The sequence below is a fragment of the Pseudomonas paraeruginosa PA7 genome, from assembly GCF_000017205.1.
Taxonomy (GTDB): Bacteria; Pseudomonadota; Gammaproteobacteria; order Pseudomonadales; family Pseudomonadaceae; genus Pseudomonas; species Pseudomonas paraeruginosa.
In genome coordinates this window covers 3,958,923-3,980,185 of the sequence record NC_009656.1, presented here as the reverse complement: position 1 = coordinate 3,980,185, position 21,263 = coordinate 3,958,923, and the positions used below count along the sequence as shown (strand labels likewise).

The 21,263-nt window shown below is 67.7% G+C and carries 19 protein-coding genes; 6 read left to right on the top strand and 13 right to left on the bottom strand.

Going from position 1 to position 21,263, the window contains the following annotated elements:
* Positions 1–13: 13 nt before the first annotated feature.
* The gene (locus PSPA7_RS18265) at positions 14–424 is read left to right on the top strand and encodes a lipoprotein (RefSeq protein WP_033999429.1); all 411 of its coding nucleotides are present in this window, start codon (positions 14–16) and stop codon (positions 422–424) included.
* A 3-nt stretch (positions 425–427) separates the two neighbouring features.
* Here the strand turns inward: PSPA7_RS18265 and PSPA7_RS18260 are convergent, their stop codons facing one another.
* Positions 428–1,234 carry a helix-turn-helix transcriptional regulator gene (locus PSPA7_RS18260; protein WP_012076386.1) on the bottom strand — a complete coding sequence of 269 codons (807 nt, stop codon included), beginning with the start codon at positions 1,232–1,234 and terminating at the stop codon, positions 428–430.
* Positions 1,235–1,434: 200 nt separating this feature from the next.
* Between PSPA7_RS18260 and PSPA7_RS18255 the strand changes: the two genes are divergently transcribed.
* Together PSPA7_RS18255 and PSPA7_RS18250 are read left to right on the top strand one after the other, a co-directional pair.
* Entirely contained in the window at positions 1,435–2,802 is a 1,368-nt protein-coding gene (locus tag PSPA7_RS18255; protein WP_003151865.1) for an APC family permease, read from the top strand.
* Positions 2,803–2,815: 13 nt separating this feature from the next.
* On the top strand, positions 2,816–3,916 hold the full coding sequence (locus tag PSPA7_RS18250; protein ID WP_003151864.1) for a DmpA family aminopeptidase: 1,101 nt from the start codon (positions 2,816–2,818) through the stop codon (positions 3,914–3,916).
* 82 nt (positions 3,917–3,998) lie between these two features.
* On the opposite strand, the gene PSPA7_RS18245 is transcribed toward PSPA7_RS18250, so the two are convergent.
* From PSPA7_RS18245 to gcl, 10 genes are all read right to left on the bottom strand, one after another.
* Positions 3,999–4,997, bottom strand: a complete 999-nt coding sequence (locus PSPA7_RS18245; protein WP_012076385.1) for a sulfate ABC transporter substrate-binding protein — start codon at positions 4,995–4,997, stop codon at positions 3,999–4,001.
* A 128-nt stretch (positions 4,998–5,125) separates the two neighbouring features.
* The gene (muiA, locus tag PSPA7_RS18240) at positions 5,126–6,781 is read right to left on the bottom strand and encodes a mucoidy inhibitor MuiA (protein WP_012076384.1); all 1,656 of its coding nucleotides are present in this window, start codon (positions 6,779–6,781) and stop codon (positions 5,126–5,128) included.
* Positions 6,782–6,904: 123 nt separating this feature from the next.
* Complete coding sequence (locus PSPA7_RS18235) at positions 6,905–7,531, bottom strand: HD domain-containing protein (protein WP_012076383.1); 627 nt, start codon at positions 7,529–7,531, stop codon at positions 6,905–6,907.
* Positions 7,518–8,369, bottom strand: coding sequence for an ion transporter (locus PSPA7_RS18230; protein ID WP_003157995.1), 852 nt, complete (start codon positions 8,367–8,369; stop codon positions 7,518–7,520). The genes PSPA7_RS18235 and PSPA7_RS18230 overlap by 14 nt, the downstream gene beginning before the upstream one ends.
* A gap of 65 nt (positions 8,370–8,434) precedes the next feature.
* Positions 8,435–9,349: an urea transporter gene (locus PSPA7_RS18225; protein ID WP_012076382.1), complete on the bottom strand. Its 915-nt coding sequence runs from the start codon at positions 9,347–9,349 to the stop codon at positions 8,435–8,437.
* Between the two features lie 366 nt (positions 9,350–9,715).
* A complete protein-coding gene (gene pyk, locus PSPA7_RS18220) occupies positions 9,716–11,149 on the bottom strand; it encodes a pyruvate kinase (protein ID WP_012076381.1) in 1,434 nt (477 codons plus the stop codon).
* 1 nt (position 11,150) lies between these two features.
* A complete protein-coding gene (locus tag PSPA7_RS18215) occupies positions 11,151–12,416 on the bottom strand; it encodes a glycerate kinase type-2 family protein (RefSeq protein ID WP_012076380.1) in 1,266 nt (421 codons plus the stop codon).
* A gap of 297 nt (positions 12,417–12,713) precedes the next feature.
* Complete coding sequence (locus tag PSPA7_RS18210; protein ID WP_003087180.1) at positions 12,714–13,604, bottom strand: 2-hydroxy-3-oxopropionate reductase; 891 nt, start codon at positions 13,602–13,604, stop codon at positions 12,714–12,716.
* 74 nt (positions 13,605–13,678) lie between these two features.
* Positions 13,679–14,461 (bottom strand): hydroxypyruvate isomerase, encoded by a 783-nt coding sequence (gene hyi / locus PSPA7_RS18205; RefSeq protein WP_012076378.1) that lies wholly within the window; start codon positions 14,459–14,461, stop codon positions 13,679–13,681.
* Between the two features lie 95 nt (positions 14,462–14,556).
* Positions 14,557–16,332, bottom strand: a complete 1,776-nt coding sequence (gcl, locus tag PSPA7_RS18200; RefSeq protein WP_003087182.1) for a glyoxylate carboligase — start codon at positions 16,330–16,332, stop codon at positions 14,557–14,559.
* A gap of 328 nt (positions 16,333–16,660) precedes the next feature.
* Between gcl and PSPA7_RS18195 the strand changes: the two genes are divergently transcribed.
* A complete protein-coding gene (locus PSPA7_RS18195) occupies positions 16,661–17,092 on the top strand; it encodes a GlcG/HbpS family heme-binding protein (RefSeq protein WP_012076377.1) in 432 nt (143 codons plus the stop codon).
* A 248-nt stretch (positions 17,093–17,340) separates the two neighbouring features.
* On the opposite strand, the gene PSPA7_RS18190 is transcribed toward PSPA7_RS18195, so the two are convergent.
* Positions 17,341–17,991 (bottom strand): TetR/AcrR family transcriptional regulator, encoded by a 651-nt coding sequence (locus PSPA7_RS18190; protein WP_003087183.1) that lies wholly within the window; start codon positions 17,989–17,991, stop codon positions 17,341–17,343.
* A 234-nt stretch (positions 17,992–18,225) separates the two neighbouring features.
* On the opposite strand from PSPA7_RS18190, the gene moaA reads away from it, so the two are divergent.
* Complete coding sequence (gene moaA / locus PSPA7_RS18185; RefSeq protein ID WP_012076376.1) at positions 18,226–19,221, top strand: GTP 3',8-cyclase MoaA; 996 nt, start codon at positions 18,226–18,228, stop codon at positions 19,219–19,221.
* A gap of 171 nt (positions 19,222–19,392) precedes the next feature.
* Positions 19,393–19,722, top strand: coding sequence for a low molecular weight protein tyrosine phosphatase family protein (locus PSPA7_RS18180; RefSeq protein WP_003153128.1), 330 nt, complete (start codon positions 19,393–19,395; stop codon positions 19,720–19,722).
* 91 nt (positions 19,723–19,813) lie between these two features.
* On the opposite strand, the gene PSPA7_RS18175 is transcribed toward PSPA7_RS18180, so the two are convergent.
* On the bottom strand, positions 19,814–21,181 hold the full coding sequence (locus PSPA7_RS18175; protein WP_012076375.1) for a nucleobase:cation symporter-2 family protein: 1,368 nt from the start codon (positions 21,179–21,181) through the stop codon (positions 19,814–19,816).
* Positions 21,182–21,263 lie beyond the last annotated feature (82 nt).

The following is a 21,263-nucleotide window of genomic DNA, read 5'->3' as shown; positions in this document are numbered from 1 at the left end:
GGGAGGTGCGGTGGTGAAGGCGAAGTATCTGGGTCTGGCGATTCTCCTCGGTGGGCTTGGCGGCTGCGTGGTCCATCCGCCGCAGACCAGCGAACCGGCGCCACCGCTGCCGCCGCAGAGCCAGCCTGGTCCGAGCACCGCCCCGGGCCCGACGCCGCCGCGGATCATCCCGCAACCGCAGACTCCGGCGCAGCCCAGCCGCTCGCGTCCGCAGTTCGCCCCGCCGCCAGGCGGCAAGGGCGTCTGGGACGGCAGCCTGGGGGTCTACGTGATCCGTGGCGAGCGCGATCTCTACTACCGCCAGCGCACCTACTACCGCTGGGACGGCGGCTGGTTCTGGTCCACCAGCCCGCAGGGGCCCTGGACCGAGACCGACGCCCGCGGCATCCCGCCCGGTCTCAGCCGGCGCTACGCCAATCCATGACCCCTAGGGGTTCTCCGGGTCGTGCCCGAGCGACTGGATGAACAGCGAGAACAGCTCCGGTTGCGAGGAAATGTCCAGCTTGGCGTACAGGTGGCGCCGATGGACCTTGATGGTCTCCGGCGAGATCGCCAGGCGCTCGGCCATGGCCTTCGACGAGTAGCCGCGGAGGATCAGGCGGGCGATCTCCAGTTCCCGTTCCGACAGTACGCTGGCGCCGAAGTGGCTGAGGGCGTCGCGGATCTGCGTGGCCATCTCTTCCTGCGGCGCGGCCGGCAACAGGCGCTGGCTGCGCTGTTGCCAGTGCTGCTGCATCAGCGCCAGGACCCAGCTCGCGAGCAGCCCGAGCATCCCGCATTCCTCGTCGGCGAACATCCGCTGCATGCCCAGCGACAGCGACAGCGCGCCCTGGCCGGGCACCTGGAGGATGAACTGCACCTCGTCCTCCAGCACGTTGTCGTGGAAGTAGCTGAGGTAATACTCGCTCTGCCGGAAGTGGTCCGGGGCGATTTCCTCCAGGCGGTACAGGCCGCTCGGCAGCCCCTCGCGGCAGGCCTGGTAGAAGGGGTCGAGCAGGTACAGGCCGTTCAGGTAGGCGAGCATCGAGGCCGGCCCGGCGTGCGGCTCGGCATCGTATTCCTCCAGCGCCACCGGCAGCCCGCTGGCCGGGTAGAAGATCGCCAGGGCGTTGTCGAACGGCAGGTGCTGGTGCAGCAGCAGGACCAGTTGCTTCCAGAAGCGGTTGCCGCCGATCTGCTCGATGGTGCGACCCAGGCTGGCATGCATGCCGATGTCCCGGAACAGGGTGTGCATCCGTATTCGCTCCTCGGTGGTTTTTCGCAGGCACCGGTTTGCGGCTTTTCCACTCGCCGCGTCAAGGGGCGTAACCCCAAAGGGTGATTGGCCCGCCAGCACCGCGCTCCTAAAGTCGCCGCATAACCAGCGCCCCGGCAAAGGGCCGCCGCGAGTCTCCGTTACTGCCTCAACTTCAATAACAATCAGAGGACAACGACATGAGCTCTTCCCCCGCGCCCGAGGGCGCGCTGAAACCCACCCTGGGCGTGTTCGACGTGGTCGCCATCACCGTATCCGCGGTCACCCCCGCCAGTTCGGTGTTCGTCATCGCTCCCTTCGCCATCCAGCAGGCCGGTACCGGCGCGTTCTGGGCCTTCGCCCTGGCCGCAGCGCTGGCGCTGATGTTCGCCTGCTGCTACGCCGAACTGGGCCGGGCGCATAGCACCGCCGGCGGCGAGTACGTCTACGCCAAGCGGGTATTCGGCGGGTTGGCCGGCTACGCCACCTTCCTCACCGTGCTGGCGATGCTGCTGTTCATTCCGCCAGTGCTCGCCACCGGCGCGGCGACCTACCTGAACGCCGCCCTCGGCACCCGCTTCGACGCGCAGACCGTGGCTCTGGCGATCGTCGCCTTCAGCTACCTGCTGGGCATCCTCAACATCCGCGTCAACGCCTGGGTCACGGGCACCTGCCTGCTGCTGGAAGTGGCGGCGCTGCTGGTGATCGTCGGCCTCGGCTTCGGCCATGCGCAGCAGCCGGCGAGCGTCCTGCTGCAGCCCCAGGTGGTCGGCGACGACGGCATGCTGGCGATCGCGCCCTGGGCATTGGTGATCGGAGCGGTCGGCACCGCGCTGTTCTCCTACAACGGTTTCGGCGGCGCGGTGCTGCTCGCCGAGGACATGAAGGACGGCGGCCACAGCGTGCACCGCGCGGTGCTCTGGTCGCTGGCGCTGGTGGTGCTGATCGAGATCGTCCCGCTCGCCGCGCTGCTGATCGGCGCGCCGTCGCTCCCGGCGATGCTCGCCAGCCCCGACCCGATCGGCTACCTGTTGAACAGCCACGGCAACGAGACGCTGTCGCGCCTGGTCAGCGCCGGGATCTTCCTCTCGGTGTTCAACGCCATCGTCGCCATCGTCATCCAGAGCGCCCGGGTGATCTTCAGCAGTGGTCGCGACGCGCTCTGGATGCCGGCGCTGAACCGTGCCTTCACCCGTATCCACCCGCGCTGGGAATCGCCCTGGCTGGCCACGCTGTTCCTCGCCATTCCCTCGGCGGCGCTGAGCTTCAGTTCCAACCTGGCCGAACTGACCTCGTTCACCGTGCTGCTGATCGTCATGGTCTACCTGATCGTCGCCCTCTGCGCGCTGTTCAGCCGGGTGCTGCGGCGCGACCGCGAACATCCCTACCGGATGCCGCTGTGGCCGCTGCCGGCATTGCTGGCGGCGAGCGGCGCGGGGTACCTGCTGCTCAACCTGTTCCTGGCGGCCTCGGCCAGGGACGTGATGATCATCGTCGGATTGCTGGCGGTGTCGGTGATCCTCTACTGCACCTACGGCAAGCTCAGTCCGGCGTTCCAGAAGCTTTGACACAGGAGTCCGCATGCGCGCTCGACAACTTGGCATCACCCTCGGCCTGGGCACTCCCGGCCCGTTCAACGCGATCACCGACGTTCCCGGCGTGCGCGTCGGCCACAGCACCCTGAACCAGCGGAGCGACGGCAGGCAGGTTCGCACCGGCGTCACCCTGGTCCAGCCGCGCGCCGGTGCGGCGCGCCTGCAACCCTGCTTCGCCGGCTGCCATGTGCTCAACGGCAACGGTGACGCCACCGGCCTGGAGTGGATCCGCGAGGCCGGCCTGCTGACCACCCCGATCGCCATCACCAATACCCACAGCGTCGGCGCGGTGCGCGACGCGCTGATCGCCGAGGAGCGCGCCGAACTCGGCGACAGCGGGCTGTACTGGTGCATGCCGGTGGTGATGGAAACCTTCGATGGCCTGCTCAACGACATCTGGGGCCAGCACGTCGGCGCCCGCCAGGTCGGTGAGGCGCTGGCCTGCGCCGAGTCCGGACCGGTCCGCGAAGGTTCGGTGGGCGGCGGCACCGGGATGATCTGCCACGAGTTCAAGGGCGGCATCGGCAGCGCCTCGCGGCGACTGCCGGCGGAGCAGGGCGGCTGGACGGTGGGCGCGCTGGTCCAGGCCAACCACGGCCAGCGCCGCGAGCTACGGGTCGATGGCTACCCGGTCGGCCGCCGACTGGGCGAGATCCCCTCGCCGTTCCGCGAGGAAGGCACCCCGGGCATGGGCTCCATCGTGGTGATCCTGGCCACCGACGCGCCGCTGTTGCCGCACCAGTGCCAGCGCCTGGCGCAGCGCGCCTCGATCGGCATCGCTCGCACCGGTGGCGGCACCGAGGACTCCAGCGGCGACGTGTTCCTCGCCTTCGCCACCGGCAACCAGGATCTGCCGCCAGCCGACTATGCGCGCAAGGAACTGCCGCAGAGCACGCCGCTACGGATGCTCAACAACGATCACATCTCGCCGCTGTTCGCCGCGGCGGCGGAGGCGGTGGAAGAAGCCATCGTCAACGTGCTGTTGGCCGGCGAGGACATGCGCACCGAGGACGGCCGGCTGGTCCCCGCGCTGAAGGGGGAGACGCTCCTGGCGGCGCTGCGCGAGACCGGCTGGCCAGGGCGCTGAAAAGACTCTGCGGCCAGGGGCACGAATGACAAAAGCCGGACGCGCGCGAGCGCTTCCGGCTTTTTCGTCGAGCGGCCAGGAATCAGTCGGGACTGTAGATCTGGTCGAACACGCCGCCGTCGATGAAGTGGGTCTTCTGCACGCTGCGCCAGTCGCCGAAGGTCTTCTCCACCGAGAAGAAGTCGACTTTCGGGAAGCGGTCGGCGAACCTGGCGAGGATCTCCGGGTTGCGCGGGCGCAGGTAGTTGTTGGCGGCGATGGTCTGGCCCTCGTCCGACCACAGGTACTTCAGGTAGGCCTCGGCCTGGGCGCGGCTGCCTTTCTTCTCGACCACCTTGTCGACCACCGCCACGGGAGGCTCGGCTTCGGCGGACACGCTCGGGTAGACCACCTCGAAGCCGCCGCGGCCGAATTCGCGGGCGATCATCTCGGCTTCGTTCTCGAAGGTCACCAGTACGTCGCCGATCTGGTTCTGCATGAAGGTGGTGGTGGCGGCGCGGCCGCCGGTGTCGAGCACCGGTACCTGCTTGAACAGCTTGCCGACGAATTCCTTGGCCTTGTTCTCGTCACCGCCGTTCTTCAGCACGTAGCCCCAGGCGGAGAGATAGGTGTAGCGGCCATTGCCGGAGGTCTTGGGGTTCGGCACCACTACCTGGACGCCGTCCTTGAGCAGGTCCGGCCAGTCCTTCAGGGCCTTGGGATTGCCCTTGCGGACGATGAACACGGTGGCCGAGGTGAACGGCGCGCTGTTGTTCGGCAGGCGGGTCGCCCAGTCCTTCGGCAGCAGGCCGCCGTTGTCGGCGAGGGCATCGATGTCGGTGGCCTGGTTCATGGTGATGACGTCGGCGGGCAGGCCGTCGATCACCGAGCGCGCCTGCTTGCTGGAACCGCCATGGGACATCTGGATGGTGATGTTCTCGCCTTTCTCCGCTTTCCAGTATTTCTGGAAGGCCGGGTTGTATTCCTTGTAGAAGTCGCGCATCACGTCGTAGGAGACGTTGAGCAGGGGCTGGGCGGCGTGAGCGGCGCCGCCGAGCGCCAGGCCGGCGGCCAGCAGGGAGGCGCTGAACAGTCGTTTCACAGGGCAGTTCCTTTGAGCATGTTGTAGTGGCTCGACTATAACGTCGGGTTATATGCAGGGTAAATATCAAAAACTGCTTTGCTTATTACCCGCTCGAGCCTATGCCGCGGCCGGCGCTTTGGCCAGCGCTAGTCGAGGCCGCTGACCGCCAGGTCCCTGGGATACTCCACGCTGAACTTGAGGGTGGCGCTGCGTTTCTCGCCGGGTTGCAGGGTCCAGTCCCACTTCAGCTTGCCGTCGTCCTCGCGCTTGACTTCCTGCGCCTTGGGTTCCAGCAGGGTGACCTGGATCTGCTCGTTGCGCGAGACCGGCAACTGGTCCTCGAACTGCACGCGTTCGGCGTTCTTGTGGTTGTTGCGCACTTCGATGCGGAATTCGTAGTTGACCCGCGTGCGGTTGCCGATCAGGCCACTGCTGTCGGTGTAGCGCTTGACCAGCTTGCGTTCGATGCCGATGCCCTCGTCGGCGCCCAGCGCCAGTTCGAAGCTTTCCCCGGGCATCACCCCGCGCAGATGGCCACTGGCGACGAAGCTGTTGCCGAGAAAGGTATTCAGGGTTCCGGGAAGCAGTGGGTAATCGCTGTCGTTGCGGGTCTCGGCTTCCAGGTAGGCGGTCTCGCGCAAGGCCGGGGCCGCCAGGTAGCGCAGCCTGGCCGGCATTTCCAGGCGGGCGATGGTGACCTTCTGCGCGCTGCCGTCGCTGTTCAGGGACGCCGGCACGGGGATGTGGAACGACGCGCTGGCGGCGCCGCTGCTGACTTCCGCGGTGGCGAGCCGCGCCTCGGCCAGCTTCGGCGCCGGGGCCGGCATGGCCATCTTCGCCGAGGTCCTGGCGATGGGCGCGGCTTGCGGCATGGGCGCCGGAGCGTCCTGCATGGCCATTTCGGCGCCGTAGTACGCGTTGGGCGCGTCGATGTCGACGATCCAGGGATTCAGCCGCGGTACGTTGCCGCCCAGGGCCGGACGGGCGGTGGAGAGCGTCAGGTCGACGTCGGTCCAGTCCTCGCCGCTGCTCTGCCGGACCAGGCCCTGGTAGGTCAGTTCGATGGTTTTCGCGCCGTCGCGCAGGCGCGCATCGTAGGTCGGCTGCCAGGAGGCGTCGCGCAGGGTGTAGTCGAGCTTCACCTCGACCTGCGCCGGTTGCTCCAGGGCGACCCGCAGGATCGCGCGCTTGAAGCGCTTGCCATCGCCGTTGAGGGTGCCGCGCTGCTCCTGCAACTGCTGCTTGCGCTGCTCCAGTTCGGTGGCGCGGTCGTCCAGCTGGCGCTGTTCGGCGAGCAGGCGTTCGAGATTGCCTTCGGTCAGCTGCAGCAGGTTCTTCAGCTCGTCGATGCCGGGCAGGGGCCGATCCTTGCCCGGCTGGGTGCTGCCGCTCTGGATGTCGGCGAGGAACTTCTTCTGCGCTTCAAGCACGCTGCCGCGATCATGGATTTCCCGCAGTTGCCGGTCGATCTCGCGCAGTTGCTGGTCGAGTTGCTGCACACGGTTGTCGTTCGGGCGCTCGACCCGTTGCGCGGCGCTGCTGACGTCGAGCAGGGTGGCGGCGGCGCTGGCTTCGAGAGAGGCGCGCAGGCTGGCGTCGTCAAGCTGGAAGGGCAGTTGCTCGAGGGCGATCTCGTGCTGGCCCTTGGGCAGTTGCAGGCGTGCGGTGCGGGTGACCACGGCACGGTCGGCGTAGACGGTGACCGCGCTGATGCGGCTGTCGACCGCTTGCGGCGCGGCCAGCAGCGGAGCGCTGGCGAGCAGGCCGGCGAACAGGAACGGAGAGGCGGCGAGTCGATTCACGATATCTCTTCCTTGGGCGAATGGAGGGCGAGGGACGCGTGCGTGCGGTCCCTTCCTGCTGCCTGAGACGCAAGAGCGGTGAAAGACGGGTTAGGCGTCGCGAAGAAATTTTCCCCGTGGCCGTCAGGCCGGGCGTTCCAGGCGCTCCAGGGCGCTGCGCAGGTTGGCGCGGGCAGTGGCTTCCCAGCGTTGCCGCAGCGGCTCGCAGTGGTACAGCGCCGGTTGCTCCAGCAACTGGCGCAGCAGCTTGCCGCGCCCGGCGCGGAACAGCGGCTCAGGCACCCAGGCGTATTCGGCGCGGATGTCCGCCTCGTAGCGCGCGTAGACCGGCGCCGGCGCGGCGAGGATGGCGAGGTCGAGGTCCACCAGCAGGGCCGCGTCGGCGTCTCCCGGCGGCGCCTGGTGACAGGTGGCCATGATCAGTTCGCGCAGGGCCGGCCCCAGCGCCGCCAGCCCGGCCTGGTCGAGCCAGCGCTCGGTGCGGGTGGCGCTGGCGGCCTCGTTGTCCTGACGATGGGTGTCATAGACCAGGTCGTGGGTCCACAAGGCCAGTTCCACCAGGTCCGGCCGGCGCGCCAGGTGTCGCCAGCGGTCGAAGTGCTCCAGGCAGGCTAGGATGTGGCGATCGCTGTGGTAGTGCCGGTCGGCGCCGGTATAGGCCGCCAGCAGGGCGTCGAAGGCGTCCGCCGGCGGGCTGCCGCCGAAGCGTTGCCAGAGGGCGTCCCAGCGCTGTCTATCAAGTGTCCGCATGGGCGCTTTCCTCGCGGGGGAACAAAGGGTTGCCGCAGCGGCAGCAGAACGCCGCCTGCGTCTCGTGGGTCGCCTTGCCGCATACCGGGCAGTCCCGGTGCAGCAGGCTGGCCGGGTCCTGGCGCATGGCGGTGGCGAGTTCGGCGGTGAAGATCCCGGTGGGCACGGCGATGATCGAGTAGCCGGTGATCATCACCAGGCTGGCGATGGCCTGGCCGAGCGGGGTCTTCGGTGTGATGTCGCCGAAGCCGACCGTGGTCAGGGTGACGATCGCCCAGTAGATGCCGCGGGGGATGCTGGTGAAGCCGTGTTCCGGGCCTTCGACCACGTACATCAGCGCGCCGAACACGGTGACCAGGGTCATCACGGTGAGGAAGAACACGATGATCTTCTGCTTGCTGCCGCGCAGGGCGGTGAGCAGGAAGTTGGCCTGGCTCAGGTACTGGCGCAGCTTGAGCACGCGGAAGATCCGCAGCATGCGTATGACCCGGACGATCAGCAGGTACTGGGCGTCGGGATAGAGCAGGGCGAGGAAGCCGGGGAGTATCGCCAGCAGGTCGACCAGCCCGTAGAAGCTGAAGGCATAGCGCAGCGGCTTGGGCGAGCAGTACAGGCGCAGCAGGTATTCCACCAGGAAGATACCGGTGAAGCCCCATTCGATATAGGCCAGCAGGTCGCCGTAGTCCTGGTGGATCTCGTCGATGCTGTCGATCATCACCACCAGCAGGCTGGCCAGGATCACCAGCAGCAGCGCGCTGTCGAAGCGCCGGCCGTCGCGGGTATCGGTCTGGAAGATGATGACGTAGAGGCGTTCGCGCCAGCTGTCGGGTGCGCTCATCGTGGCTCCTGATGATGGATGCGGCACCTTACCAGACTAGCTGGCCGGCGCCAGCGTTCCCCGCCTCAGGAACGCCGACGGCCGAGGCGCGCGCCGAGGCCGCCGGCCAGGCGCAGGTACAGGCGCTCGCCGCCGATGCAGAGCAGGCAGGCGAGGATGAACGGCGCGGTCAGCGCCGGCAGGCCGAGGAGCCCGAACAGCGGCTGCAGCGCCACCGCCAGGCCGATGCCGAGCAGCGCTGGCCATGGCGTGCGGTAGCGCAGCGCCAGGGCCAGTCCGGCGAGGGCGGCGTTCAGGCCGTAGAGCCCGGCCAGGGCGCTCGGCCAGTCGTAGCCGAGCAGCCAGGCCAGCGGCAGGCTGGCCGCGGCGCCGGCCAGCGCCCAGGCGGCGGAGGGTCGCGAGACCAGCAGCAGGCCGAGCCAGACGAGCAGGCCGGCGAGTGGTTCGCCGAGGAAGATGATCTCGCCGATCCCCAGCGGCAGCGCCGCAAGCTCCGCCGTGCCGCTCCAGGCGCAGTTGAAGCAGCCGCCAGGAACCGCCGGGGCCAGGCCGAGCCAGGTGCCGAGGGGCACCAGCCACCAGCCGTTGAGGACGAAGCCCAGGGTATAGGGCGGTAGCCAGCGGCGTTGGCGCAGCCCATGCAGGAACAGCCGTTGCAGCGCCACGCTGGCCAGGCAGCCGAGCGCCACCAGCGCCAGCAGGCCCGGCGACCAGGCGAAGCGGAATGCCAGCAGCATGCCGATCAGCACCGCGTTGTAGCCGTACAGCCCGGCCGCGATGTCGCTGTCGGGGCAGCGCAACAGGCGCGCCAGGAGCGGGCCGAGGGCGCCGCCAAGGAGGGCGCCGGCGAGCAGCGGCGGCGCGCCGACGGCGATCGCCAGCAGGCAGGCCAGGCCCAGGCGTGGGTCGCCCTGGAGGAACACCTGGCTGATGCCGCGCAGGAGGATTCGGGATGCATTGAGGACAGGTTGCAGGTGCATGGCGGTCAGCGCGGCAAGGGCCGCTCGGCAGGCACGGAGATGCCGGGCCTGCGCGAGAGGCGGGGTTGATCATTGTACGGCCGGGAGCGGAGTCGACGCATCCCGCGCGACGTTGCCGGGCGAGGAGCATGCAAGCAGGGCGTCCCGGGAGAAAAAAAGACCTCCGGCAGGAGTTGAACCGGAGGTCTTGAATGTCCATGGCCTGCATGGGAGTGCGCGAGGGAGGCCATGGTCCGACAAGAAGGTCTTTCCCGGATGGATGGAGACGCGGCCCCGTATTTCCGGCCCCATCCATCCGAGAGAGACAAGGGTGGCCCGACCCGCATGCCCGGGGGGACGGCGCGGGCCGGACCGAACTCGTTTGCTTCAGAGACCTCCCAGCGGCGGCGCCACGGTCTCGATGCGCAGCATGTTGGTCGATCCGGGGCGACCGAACGGCACGCCGGCGGTGACCACCACGGTGTCGCCGCGGCGCGCCATGCGCTGGGCCAGGGCGATGTCGAGGGCGGTGGAGCAGATCTCGTCGACGTGCGCCAGTTGCTCGTTGACCACCGAATACACGCCCCAGGCCACGGTCAGGCGCCGCGCCGTGCGCAGGTTCGGGGTCAGGCTGAGGATCGGCGCCTTGGGCCGCTCGCGGGCGGCGCGCAGGGTCGAGTTGCCCGATTCGGTGTAGTTCACCAGCACCGCCACCGGGAGGATCCGGCTGACCCGGCGGATCGCGCAGCTGATCGCATCGGAGACGGTGGCGTCGGGCTGCGGGCGGTTGACTTCGAGCTGGACGTGGTAGTCCGGCTCGGCCTCCACCTGGCGGACGATCTTCGCCATCATCTCCACCGCCTCGCGCGGGTATTGCCCGGAGGCGGTTTCCGCCGAGAGCATCACCGCGTCGGCGCCGGCGCCCACCGCGGTGGCCACGTCGGTCACCTCGGCGCGGGTCGGGGCGGGGGAGAAACGCATCGACTCGAGCATCTGGGTGGCCACCACCACCGGCTTGCCGAGCTGGCGGCAGACCTGGACGATGCGCTTCTGGATGCCCGGCACGCTCTCCGCCGGCACTTCGACGCCGAGGTCGCCGCGCGCCACCATGATCGCATCGGCGCGCTCGGCGATCGCCTCGATGGCGCTCACCGCGCTGGGCTTCTCGATCTTGGCCATGAGGAACGCCTTGTCGCCGATCAGTCCACGAGCCTCGTCGATGTCCTCCGGGCGCTGCACGAAGGACAACGCCACCCAGTCGACCCCCAGTTCCAGGCCGAAGGCCAGGTCGCGGCGGTCCTTGTCGGTCAGCGGGCTGAGCTGCAGCACCGCTTCCGGCACGTTGACGCCCTTGCGATCGGACAGCTCGCCGCCCACCGCGACGCGGGTCTCGATGGCGTCGCTGTGGCAGTTGACCACTTCCAGGCGGATCTTGCCGTCGTCCAGCAGCAGGCTCATGCCCGGCTCCAGGGCATGGATGATCTCCGGGTGCGGCAGGTTGACCCGCCGCTCGTCACCGGGGGCGTCGCTGAGGTCGAGGGTGAAGGTCTGCCCGCGCTGCAAGTGCACGGCGCCGGCGGCGAAGCGGCCGACCCGCAGCTTCGGACCCTGCAGGTCCATGAGCACGCCGATCGGGTAGTTCAGCTCCGCTTCCACCTCGCGCACCCAGGCGAAGCGCTGCGCGTGATCGGCATAGTCGCCGTGGCTGAAGTTCAGGCGGAACAGGTTGGCGCCGGCCTCCACCAGGGCGCGGATATCGTCGCGGCTGCGGGTGGCCGGGCCGAGGGTGGCGAGGATCTTGGCTTTCTTGTCGGCTGTCATGTCAGGACTCGAGGATGAGAATGGCGCGGAAGTCGTTCACGTTGGTCCGGGTCGGTCCGGTCACCAGCAGGTCGCCGAGGGCCTGGAAATAGCCGTAGCCGTTGTTGTCATCGAGCTCGTCGCGGATCTTCAGCCCGGCCTTCTCGCCGCGGGCATGGGAGCAGGGCGTCATCAGCGCGCCGGCGTTGTCTTCCGAGCCGTCGATGCCGTCGGTGTCGCCGGCCAGGGCCCAGATGTTCGGTTCGCCCTTGAGCTCGGCGGTGAGGCTGAGGAGGAACTCGGCGTTGCGTCCGCCGCGGCCGTTGCCGCGCACGGTGACGGTGGTCTCGCCGCCGGAGAGGATCACGCAGGGCGCCGCCAGCGGCTGGCCGTGCTTGCGGATCTGCCGGGCGATGCCGGCGTGGACCTTGGCGACTTCCCGCGCTTCGCCCTCGAGGTCGCCGAGGATCAGCGTCGAGAAGCCGGCCGCGCGGCACTTCACCGCTGCTGCGTCGAGGGCGTTCTGTGGCGTGGCGATCAACTGGAAGTGGCTGCGCGCCAGGCACGGGTCGTCGGGCTTGACGGTTTCCGAGCGCGGGTCGGCGAGCCAGTCGAGGACGTTCTGCGGCACGTCGATGGCGTAGCGCTTGAGGATCGCCAGGGCATCGGCGGAGGTGGTCGGATCGCCGACGCTGGGACCGGAGGCGATCACCGTGGCCTCGTCGCCGGGAACGTCGGAAATCGCGTAGGTATGGACGCTGGCCGGCCAGCAGGCCTTGGCCAGGCGGCCGCCCTTGATCGCCGAGAGGTGCTTGCGCACGCAGTTCATCTCGCCGATGGCGGCGCCGGACTTGAGCAGCGCCTTGTTCACCGCCTGCTTGTCCGCCAGGGCGATGCCTTCGGCCGGCAGCGAAAGCAGCGCGGAGCCGCCGCCGGAGAGAAGGAAGATCACCCGGTCGTTCTCGTTCAGGTCGCTGATCAGTTCCAGCACGCGACGGGCGACGCGCTCGCCGGCGTCGTCGGGCACCGGATGGGAGGCTTCCACCACTTCGATGCGACGGCATTGCGCGCCGTAGCGGTAAGGCGCCACTACCAGGCCCCGGATCTCGCCCTGCCAGTACTTCTCCACCACTTCGGCCATGGCCCCGGCGGCCTTGCCGGCACCGATGACGATGGCGCGCCCGCTGCGATCTTCCGGCAGGTGGTCGGCCAGCACCTGGTAGGGGTGGCCGGCCGCCACCGCGGTATTGAACAGCTCGGTGAGAAAGGCGCGTGGGTCGGTACTCATGACAGGCTCCGAATTTCTTGTTGTCGTGCCGCCGGTCGGGCCGGCGGTCGCAGCGTGGTCGACGCTTCCATTGCGCAGCACCCGCACCGGCGGGAACTGTGCAATGGAAGCGAGGCGCCCGGACGCAGAGGCCGTGAATCTCCCGGCCGGGCGTTCGCTTCCTTTACCCCGCCTTGTGGGCGGGGAAGGAAGAGGGCGGCGGCGAACACCGGAGTTCGTCGACCGTTCCTCTCCCCGATCCCTTCGAGAAGGGTTTCGTCGCTCCGCGCGGGGTGACGGGCCCGCGCGGACTGCGGATCACTCGTCGCGGATCGAGAAGTTGGCCATGTGTTCCAGGCCCTTGATCAGCGCCGAGTGGTCCCAGTTGCTGCCGCCGATGGCCGCGCAGGTGCTGAACACCTGCTGGGCGTTGGCGGTGTTGGGCAGGTTCAGGTTCAGCTCGCGGGCGCCGGCCAGGGCCAGGTTGAGGTCCTTCTGGTGCAGGCTGATGCGGAAGCCCGGGTCGAAGGTGCCCTTGACCATGCGCTCGCCGTGCACCTCGAGGATCCGCGAGGAGGCGAAGCCACCCATCAGCGCCTCGCGCACCTTGGCCGGGTCGGCGCCGTTGCGGGCGGCGAACAGCAGGGCCTCGGCGACCGCCTGGATGTTCAGCGCGACGATGATCTGGTTGGCCACCTTGGCGGTCTGGCCGTCGCCGTTGCCGCCGACGCGGGTGATGTTCTTGCCCATCGCCTGGAACAGCGGCAGGGCGCGTTCGAAGGTGTTCGGGCAGCCGCCGACCATGATGCTCAGGGTCGCCGCCTTGGCGCCGACCTCGCCGCCGGAGACCGGGGCGTCCAGGTACTGCGCGCCGGTGGCCTTGATCTTCTCGGCGAAGCCCTTGGTGGCGGTGGGGGAGATCGAACTCATGTCGATCACCACCTTGTTCGGGCCGACGCCTTCGGCGATGCCGTCCTTGCGGAACAGCACGTCCTCGACCTGCGGGGTGTCCGGCACCATGACGATGATGAACTCGGCTTCCTGGGCCACTTCCTTCGGGTTGGCCAGGGCAATGGCGCCGGCCTCCAGCAGGTCGGCCGGAGCGGCGTCGTGGTGGGTGGAAAGGAACAGGCTGTGGCCGGCCTTCTGCAGGTTCTGCGCCATGGGCTTGCCCATGATTCCGGTGCCGATGAATCCGATCTTGGCCATGCGGGTGTCTCCTGGTTCTGTCTGTCGAGTGGCTCCGCGCAGAGAGGCGGGAGCGTCTTGTTCGTGGGGGCGGGTCAGACGACGTTGTGCGTCTTCATCCAGCCGAGACCTGCTTCGGTGGTGGTGGCCGGCTTGTACTCGCAGCCGATCCAGCCCTGGTAGCCGATGCGGTCCAGATGCTCGAAGAGGAAGCGGTAGTTGATCTCGCCGGTGCCCGGTTCGTGGCGGCCTGGGTTGTCGGCCAGCTGCACGTGGTTGATCGCCGCCAGCTGGTTTTCCAGGGTGCGCGCCAGATCGCCTTCCATGATCTGCATGTGATAGATGTCGTATTGCAGGAACAGGTTGGCGCTGCCGACCTTGTCGCGGATCTCCAGGGCCTGGCGGGTGTTCTGCAGGTAGAAGCCGGGGATGTCGAGGGTGTTGATCATCTCCATGACCAGGCGGATGCCAGCGGCTTCCAGCTTGTCGGCGGCGTAGCGCAGGTTGTCGACGAAGGTCTGCTCGACACTGGCGCAGTCGTGCCCCTGCGGCCGGATCCCGGCGAGGCAGTTCACCTGGCGGTTGCCCAGCACCTTGGCATAGGCGATGGCCTTGTCGACCCCCTCGCGGAACTCCTGAACCCGGTCCGGGTGGCAGGCGATGCCGCGCTCGCCCTTGGCCCAGTCGCCGGCCGGCAGGTTGAACAGCACCTGCTCCAGGCCGTTGGCTTCCAGGCGGGCCTTGATCGCCTCGGCCTCGACGTCATAGGGGAAGAGGTATTCCACGCCGGCGAAGCCGGCCTTGGCGGCGGCGTCGAAGCGGTCGAGGAAGTCCACCTCGGTGAACAGCATGGACAGGTTGGCGCAGAAACGGGGCATGTCTTGCTCCTATCGTTCGGTCAAACGTTCGGGAGGCCTTTCGCCAGGGGTGGGGTGCCGCACGCACCGTCCGCGCCCCCGGGAAAGGCCGACGATCAATCGAGCAGGGAGATGGCGGTCGGCGCGTCGGCGCCTTTCTCGGCCAGTTCCTCGAACTCGTTGATGGCGTTGATCTCGGTGCCCATGGAGATGTTGGTGACGCGCTCCAGGATCACCTCGACCACCACCGGCACCTGGTGTTGCTGCATCAGTTCGCGGGCCTTGGCCAGGGCGGCGCCGATCTCGTTCGGGTCGAACACCCGGATCGCCTTGCAGCCCAGGCCCTCGACCACCGCCACGTGGTCGACGCCGTAGCCTTCCAGCTCGGGGGCGTTGATGTTGTCGAAGGCCAACTGCACGCAATAATCCATGTCGAAGCCGCGCTGCGCCTGGCGAATCAGGCCCAGGTAGGAGTTGTTCACCAGTACGTGGATATAGGGCAGCTTGAACTGCGCGCCGACCGCCAGTTCCTCGATCATGAACTGGAAGTCGTAGTCGCCGGAGAGCGCCACCACCTGGCGGCTCGGGTCGGCCTTGACCACCCCCAGCGCGGCGGGAATGGTCCAGCCCAGCGGGCCGGCCTGGCCGCAGTTGATCCAGTGGCGCGGCTGGTAGACGTGGAGGAACTGCGCGCCGGCGATCTGCGACAGGCCGATGGTGCTGACGTAGCAGGCATCCTTGCCGAAGAACTCGTTCATCTCTTCGTAGACGCGCTGCGGTTTCACCGGCACGTTGTCGAAGTGGGTCTTGCGTTGCAGCGTGCGCTTGCGCTGCTGGCAGCTTTCCAGCCAGGCGGCGCGCGACTTCAGCTTGCCGGCCGCCTTCCACTCGCGGGCCACTTCGAGGAACGCGTCGAGGGCGGCGCCGGCGTCGGAGACGATACCCAGGTCGGGCATGAACACCCGGCCGATCTGGGTCGGCTCGATGTCCACGTGGATGAAGCGACGGCCCTCGGTGTAGACCTCGACGCTACCGGTGTGGCGGTTGGCCCAGCGGTTGCCGATGCCGAGCACCAGGTCGGATTCCAGCAGAGTGGCGTTGCCGTAGCGGTGCGAAGTCTGCAGGCCGACCATGCCGGCCATCTGCGGGTGGTCGTCGGGGATCACGCCCCAGCCCATCAGGGTCGGGATTACCGGGATGCCGGTCAGTTCGGCGAACTCGCGGAAGCGCTCGGCGGCGTCGGCGTTGAAGATGCCGCCACCGGCCACCAGCAGCGGGCGCTCGGCTTCGTCGAGCATGGCCAGGACCTTCTCGGCCTGGACCCGGGTGGCCTTCGGCTTGCTCACCGGGAGCGGTTCGTAGGCGTCGATGTCGAACTCGATCTCGGCCATCTGTACGTCGAACGGCAGGTCGATCAGCACCGGGCCGGGCCGGTCGCTGCGCATCAGCTGGAAGGCCTTCTGGAACACGTAGGGGACCTGGGCCGGTTCCAGCACGGTGGTCGCCCACTTGGCCACCGGCGCGGCGATGCTGGAGATGTCGACCGCCTGGAAGTCTTCCTTGTGCAGGCGGGCGCGCGGTGCCTGGCCGGTGATGCAGAGAATCGGGATGGAGTCGGCGGAGGCGGAGTAGAGGCCGGTGATCATGTCGGTGCCGGCCGGGCCGGAGGTGCCGATGCAGACGCCGATGTTGCCGGCCTTGGTGCGGGTATAGCCCTCGGCCATGTGCGAGGCGCCTTCGACGTGACGGGCCAGGACATGGTCGATGCCGCCGATCTTCTTCAGCGCGGCGTACATGGGGTTGATCGCGGCACCGGGGACGCCGAACGCGGTATCCACGCCTTCGCGGCGCATCACCAGGACGGCGGCTTCGATTGCTCTCATTCTGGCCATCGTTTTGTTCCTCGTTCTTATACTAATTGTGTACAAAAGTTGGAGCGATTCTAGGCAGAGGGTGAGCGCAAGGTCAAGATGGGTTGTATACGCTGGGAAAAGCCGCTGAAATTCATTTTTATCTAATTAAAACAATAACTTAGTCTCTACGTTAGCAGGCTTATAAAACCATCGTTTGAAAAAATGTATACAAAAATATGTTCAGATTGTTCTGATGTGTTGCTTTCGGAAAGCCGGTCGGCTACTAGATTGGGTACAAATTTTCGAACGCACCCGCCTTGCGGGTGGCTTCCCGATTTCTACCCTTATCAACTCGAGAGGAACGACCATGACCACCATCAGTCTGGAAACCGCGCTGGGCATCACCCGCCAGGCGCTGGCGCTGGGGCGCGAACTGTCCACCGCGCCCCTGACCATCGCGGTGCTGGACGCCGGCGGCCACCTGGTGGCGCTGCAGCGTGAGGACGGGGCGAGCATGCTGCGACCGCAGATCGCCATCGGCAAGGCGTGGGGCGCGGTGGCCCTGGGCAAGTCGTCGCGAGTGCTGGCGGCGGACGCGCAGCAGCGACCCTCCTTTATTTCGGCGGTGAATACCCTGGCCCATGGCAACCTGGTACCGGCCCCGGGTGGAGTGCTGATTCGCAACGATAAGGCCGAGGTGGTCGGCGCGGTGGGCATCAGCGGCGACACCTCGGACATCGACGAGCAGTGTGCGATCCAGGGCGTGCTGGCGGTCGGGCTGGTGCCCGACGCCGGCTGATCGCCAGGCCCGGCCATGGCGGCCGGGCCTTTCCTCGCTTCTTCAGCTGGCGTGTGCCGCCGTCCGCCAGGGGCTGGGTGCCGTGCCGGAAGCAGGATTCCTCGGCGTGGCAGCGATGCTTGGCAACGGTTCCCAGCAGGCATCCCGGCGGCTCGGCCGCCACCGGCGTACCAGCGGTACGGGGCCAGCCTGATCCCGGCTGTTGCCAGGGCTCGACAGGCGCGCCCTGGCTGCGCGCCCTGAGCGGGTCAGAGCGGCAGCGGCCGCAACCGGCCGGCGCTCTTGCCGGATTGGCCGTCGGGCGTACAGCCTTTCAGGACCAGGCGGGTGATGGTTTCCACCGCCGCGTCGTAATCGGCGTCGCTGAGCTGTTCCTTGCCGGTGACGATGGAGATCTGCCAGTCGAAATCGGCATAGGTCTGGGTCGCCGCCCAGATGGCGAACAGCAGGTGATGCGGGTCCACCGGGGCGAGCTGACCACGGTCGATCCAGGTCTGCAGGCAGGTGACGTTGCGCTGGGCCTGGGCGTTCAGTTCGTCGAGGTATTCCTTCGGCAGGTGCGGCGCGCCGTGCATGATTTCGCTGGCGAAGACCTTGGAGGCATGCGGCAGCTCGCGGGAGATGCGGATCTTCGAGCGGATGTAGGCGGGCAGGGCGAGCAGCGGGTCGTCTTCCACGCGGAACGGCGCCGATGCCTGCAGCAACGGCTCGACGATGCTCTCCAGCACGCAGCGGTAGAGGTTTTCCTTGGACTGGAAGTAGTAGTAGACGTTGGGCTTGGGCAGGCCGGCGCGGGCGGCGATGTCGCTGGTCTTGGTCGCCGCGAAGCCCTTGTCGGCGAACTCCTCGCTGGCGGCGCGGAGGATCAGGCGCTTGTTGCGCTCGCGGATGCTGGTCATCAGTCCTTGTTCTTCATTGCTGCAACGGCGGCAGGAAGCCGAAGATGGTAGCACCCGCCCGGAGCGCCCCTCAAGCAAGGTGCGAACGAGACGGAGCCCTGGAAAATCCTGACCCGCTGGTTCATTTGCGCTATACATTTTCCGCTATTTGGAGTATTCGTTGAGGGTATCGAGTCGCCCGCTCGCACTCACCCACCGAGCGCCGGGCGAGCCCCCGGAACAGAACGAGTCACCATGTCCGATTCCCGCCTGGTCGATCCCTTCGGCCGCCGCATCACCTACCTGCGCCTGTCGGTGACGGATCGCTGCGATTTCCGCTGCACCTACTGCATGAGCGAAGACATGCAGTTCCTGCCGCGCGACCAGGTCCTCAGCCTGGAAGAGCTGTACGCGGTGGCCGACGCTTTCATCGGCCTCGGCGTGCGGCGCATCCGCATCACCGGCGGCGAGCCGCTGGTGCGCAAGGGCATCGCCGGGCTGCTGGCGCGCCTCGGCCAGCGCCCCGAACTGGAAGACCTGGCGATCACCACCAACGGTTCGCAACTGCGCGAGCGTGCCGGGGAGCTGAAGGCTGCCGGCGTGCGCCGCCTGAACGTCAGCCTCGACTCGTTGCGCCGCGAGCGCTTCGCCGCCTTCACCCGCAGCGATCGCCTGGAGCAGGTGCTGGATGGCATCCAGGCCGCGCGCGAAGCCGGTTTCGAGCGGATCAAGCTGAACTGCGTGGTACAGAAGGGCCGCAACGACGACGAGATCCTCGACCTGGTCGAGTACGCCCTGGCCAACCAACTGGACATCAGCTTCATCGAGGAAATGCCGCTGGGCAGCATCACCAGCCACCGTCGCGAGCTGACCCTCTGCACCAGCGACGAAGTCCGCGCGATCATCGAGCAGCGCTGGCCGCTGACGCCGAGCCTGGCGCGCAGTGGCGGACCGTCGCGCTACTATCAGATCGGTGACGAACCCAGCCGTATCGGCTTCATCTCTCCCCACAGCAACAATTTCTGCGGCGACTGCAACCGCGTGCGGGTCACCGCCGAGGGCAAGCTGGTGCTGTGCCTCGGCCACGAAGGCGCGCTCGACCTGCGCCAACTGCTGCGCAGCCATCCCGGCGACCGCGAGCGCCTGAGCGCGGCGCTGGTGGCGGCGCTGAACCTGAAGCCGGAGCGGCATCACTTCGACGCCCAGGAGCAGGTCCAGGTGCTGCGTTTCATGAGCATGACCGGCGGCTGACGACACCTCGTAGGGCGATCACGCCAATGGCGCGATTCGCCGCCTCTTCCGCATGCCGTCCAGGCGGCCGTCTTCCGGCGGCTGGCCGGTCTCGGAAAGCGCGATGCAGCGCAGCGCCGAAGCGCAGCGAAGAGGTCATGCTGTCTGCCATGCCAGCAAAGGAAGACTTCCATGCACCGGGTCCTGTTCATCTGCAGTCGCAACCGCCTGCGCAGTCCCAGCGCCGAGCGGCTGTTCGCCGACTGGCCGGGCGTCGAGACCGATTCCGCCGGGCTGGCGGTGGACGCCGAGACGCCCCTGGAGCGGGAGCAACTGGAATGGGCGACGCTGGTCGTCGTCATGGAACGCCGTCACCGGCAGGCTCTGCTGCGTCGGCACGCCGTGGCGATGAGAGGCAAGCGCCTGGTCTGCCTGGATATTCCGGACGACTACGCCTACATGCAGGCGGAATTGCTGCAGCTGCTGGAACGCAAGGCAGGGCCTTTCCTTCGGCGGGACTGAGCGGCGCGGACAACGCGCAGGAAAAAAGAAGCCGGACGAGGTCCGGCCCGAGGGAAGGGCGGGCCGTGAGTGTCGTCGGCCCGCCAGGGAGTCAGGAATGCTTGGGCGCCGGCGCGTGGCTGCCGCACAGGTGGCTGCGATCGTTGCGGCTGAGGATGTTGAACAGCAGGTTCAGCACCACTGCCCAGATCGCGGTCATGGCGATGCCGCTATGGGTGATCGGCTCCATCCACACCGGCAGGCGGGCGAAGAAGTCCGGACGTACCACCGGGACCATGCCCATGCCGATGCTCACCGCCACCAGCAACTGGTTGCGGCGGTCGGTGATGTTGGCCTCGTGGAGGATCTGGATGCCGCTGGCGGCGACCATCCCGAACATCGCTATGCCGGCGCCGCCGAGCACCGCGGGCGGGATCGAGGCGACCAGGAAGGCGGCCTTGGGCAGCATGCTGAGAAGGATCAGGAAGCCGGCGGCGGCGACCGTCACGTAGCGGCTGCGCACCCCGGTCATCTGTACCAGGCCGATGTTCTGGGCGAACGAGGAATGGGTGAAGGTGTTCAGGAAACCGGCGAAGAACGAGGCGCCGGCGTCGCAGAGCAGCCCGCGGCGCAGTTCGGTCGAGGTGATCTCGCGGCCGGTGATCTTGCCCAGGGCGAGGAACATGCCGGTGGACTCGACGAAGATGATCACCACCACCAGGCACATCGAGAGGATCGGCGCCAGGTCGAAGGTCGGCGCGCCGAAATGCAGCGGGGTGACGATGTCGAACCAGGGCCGCTCGGCCAGCCCGCCGAGGTCGACCATGCCCATGCCGCCGGCGATCGCATAGCCCAGGCCCATGCCCATCAGCACCGAGATATTGACCCAGAAACCGCGCATGAAGCGGTTGATCAGCAGGATGGTGCAAAGCACCAGGCTGGAGAGGAACAGGAAGTGCAGCGAGCCGAAGTCCTCCGCGCCCTTGCCGCCGCCGGCCCAGTTGATCGCCACCGGAAACAGGCACATGCCGATCGAGGTGATCACCGTGCCGGTGACCAGGGGCGGGAAGAAGCGCACGATGCGCGACATGAACGGCGCGATGAGCATGCCGAAGAAGCCGGCGGCGATGGTCGCGCCGAAGATCCCGGTGATGCCCACGCCGGGCATCCCGGCCATCGCCACCATGCTGCCGACAGCGGCGAAGCTGGCGCCCATCATCACCGGCATGCGGATACCCATCGGGCCGATGCCCAGCGACTGGACCAGGGTGGCGATGCCGGCGACCAGCAGGTCGGCGTTGATCAGGAAGGCGATTTCCTCGCGGGAGAGGCCGGCCGCCTGGCCGACGATCAGCGGTACGGCGACGGCGCCGCCGTACATCAGCAACACGTGCTGGAAGCCCACCAGCAGCAGCTGCGTCAGCGGCAGGCGCTGGTCTACGGGCGAGTCGGGGATGCGGCGATCAGTTACCACGGACATGCAACACCTCAGGCGTTTTTATTGTTGTCAGTCGCAGGCGGACACCGGAAAAGGCGGGTTCCGGCGGCCGGGTATTTCTGGC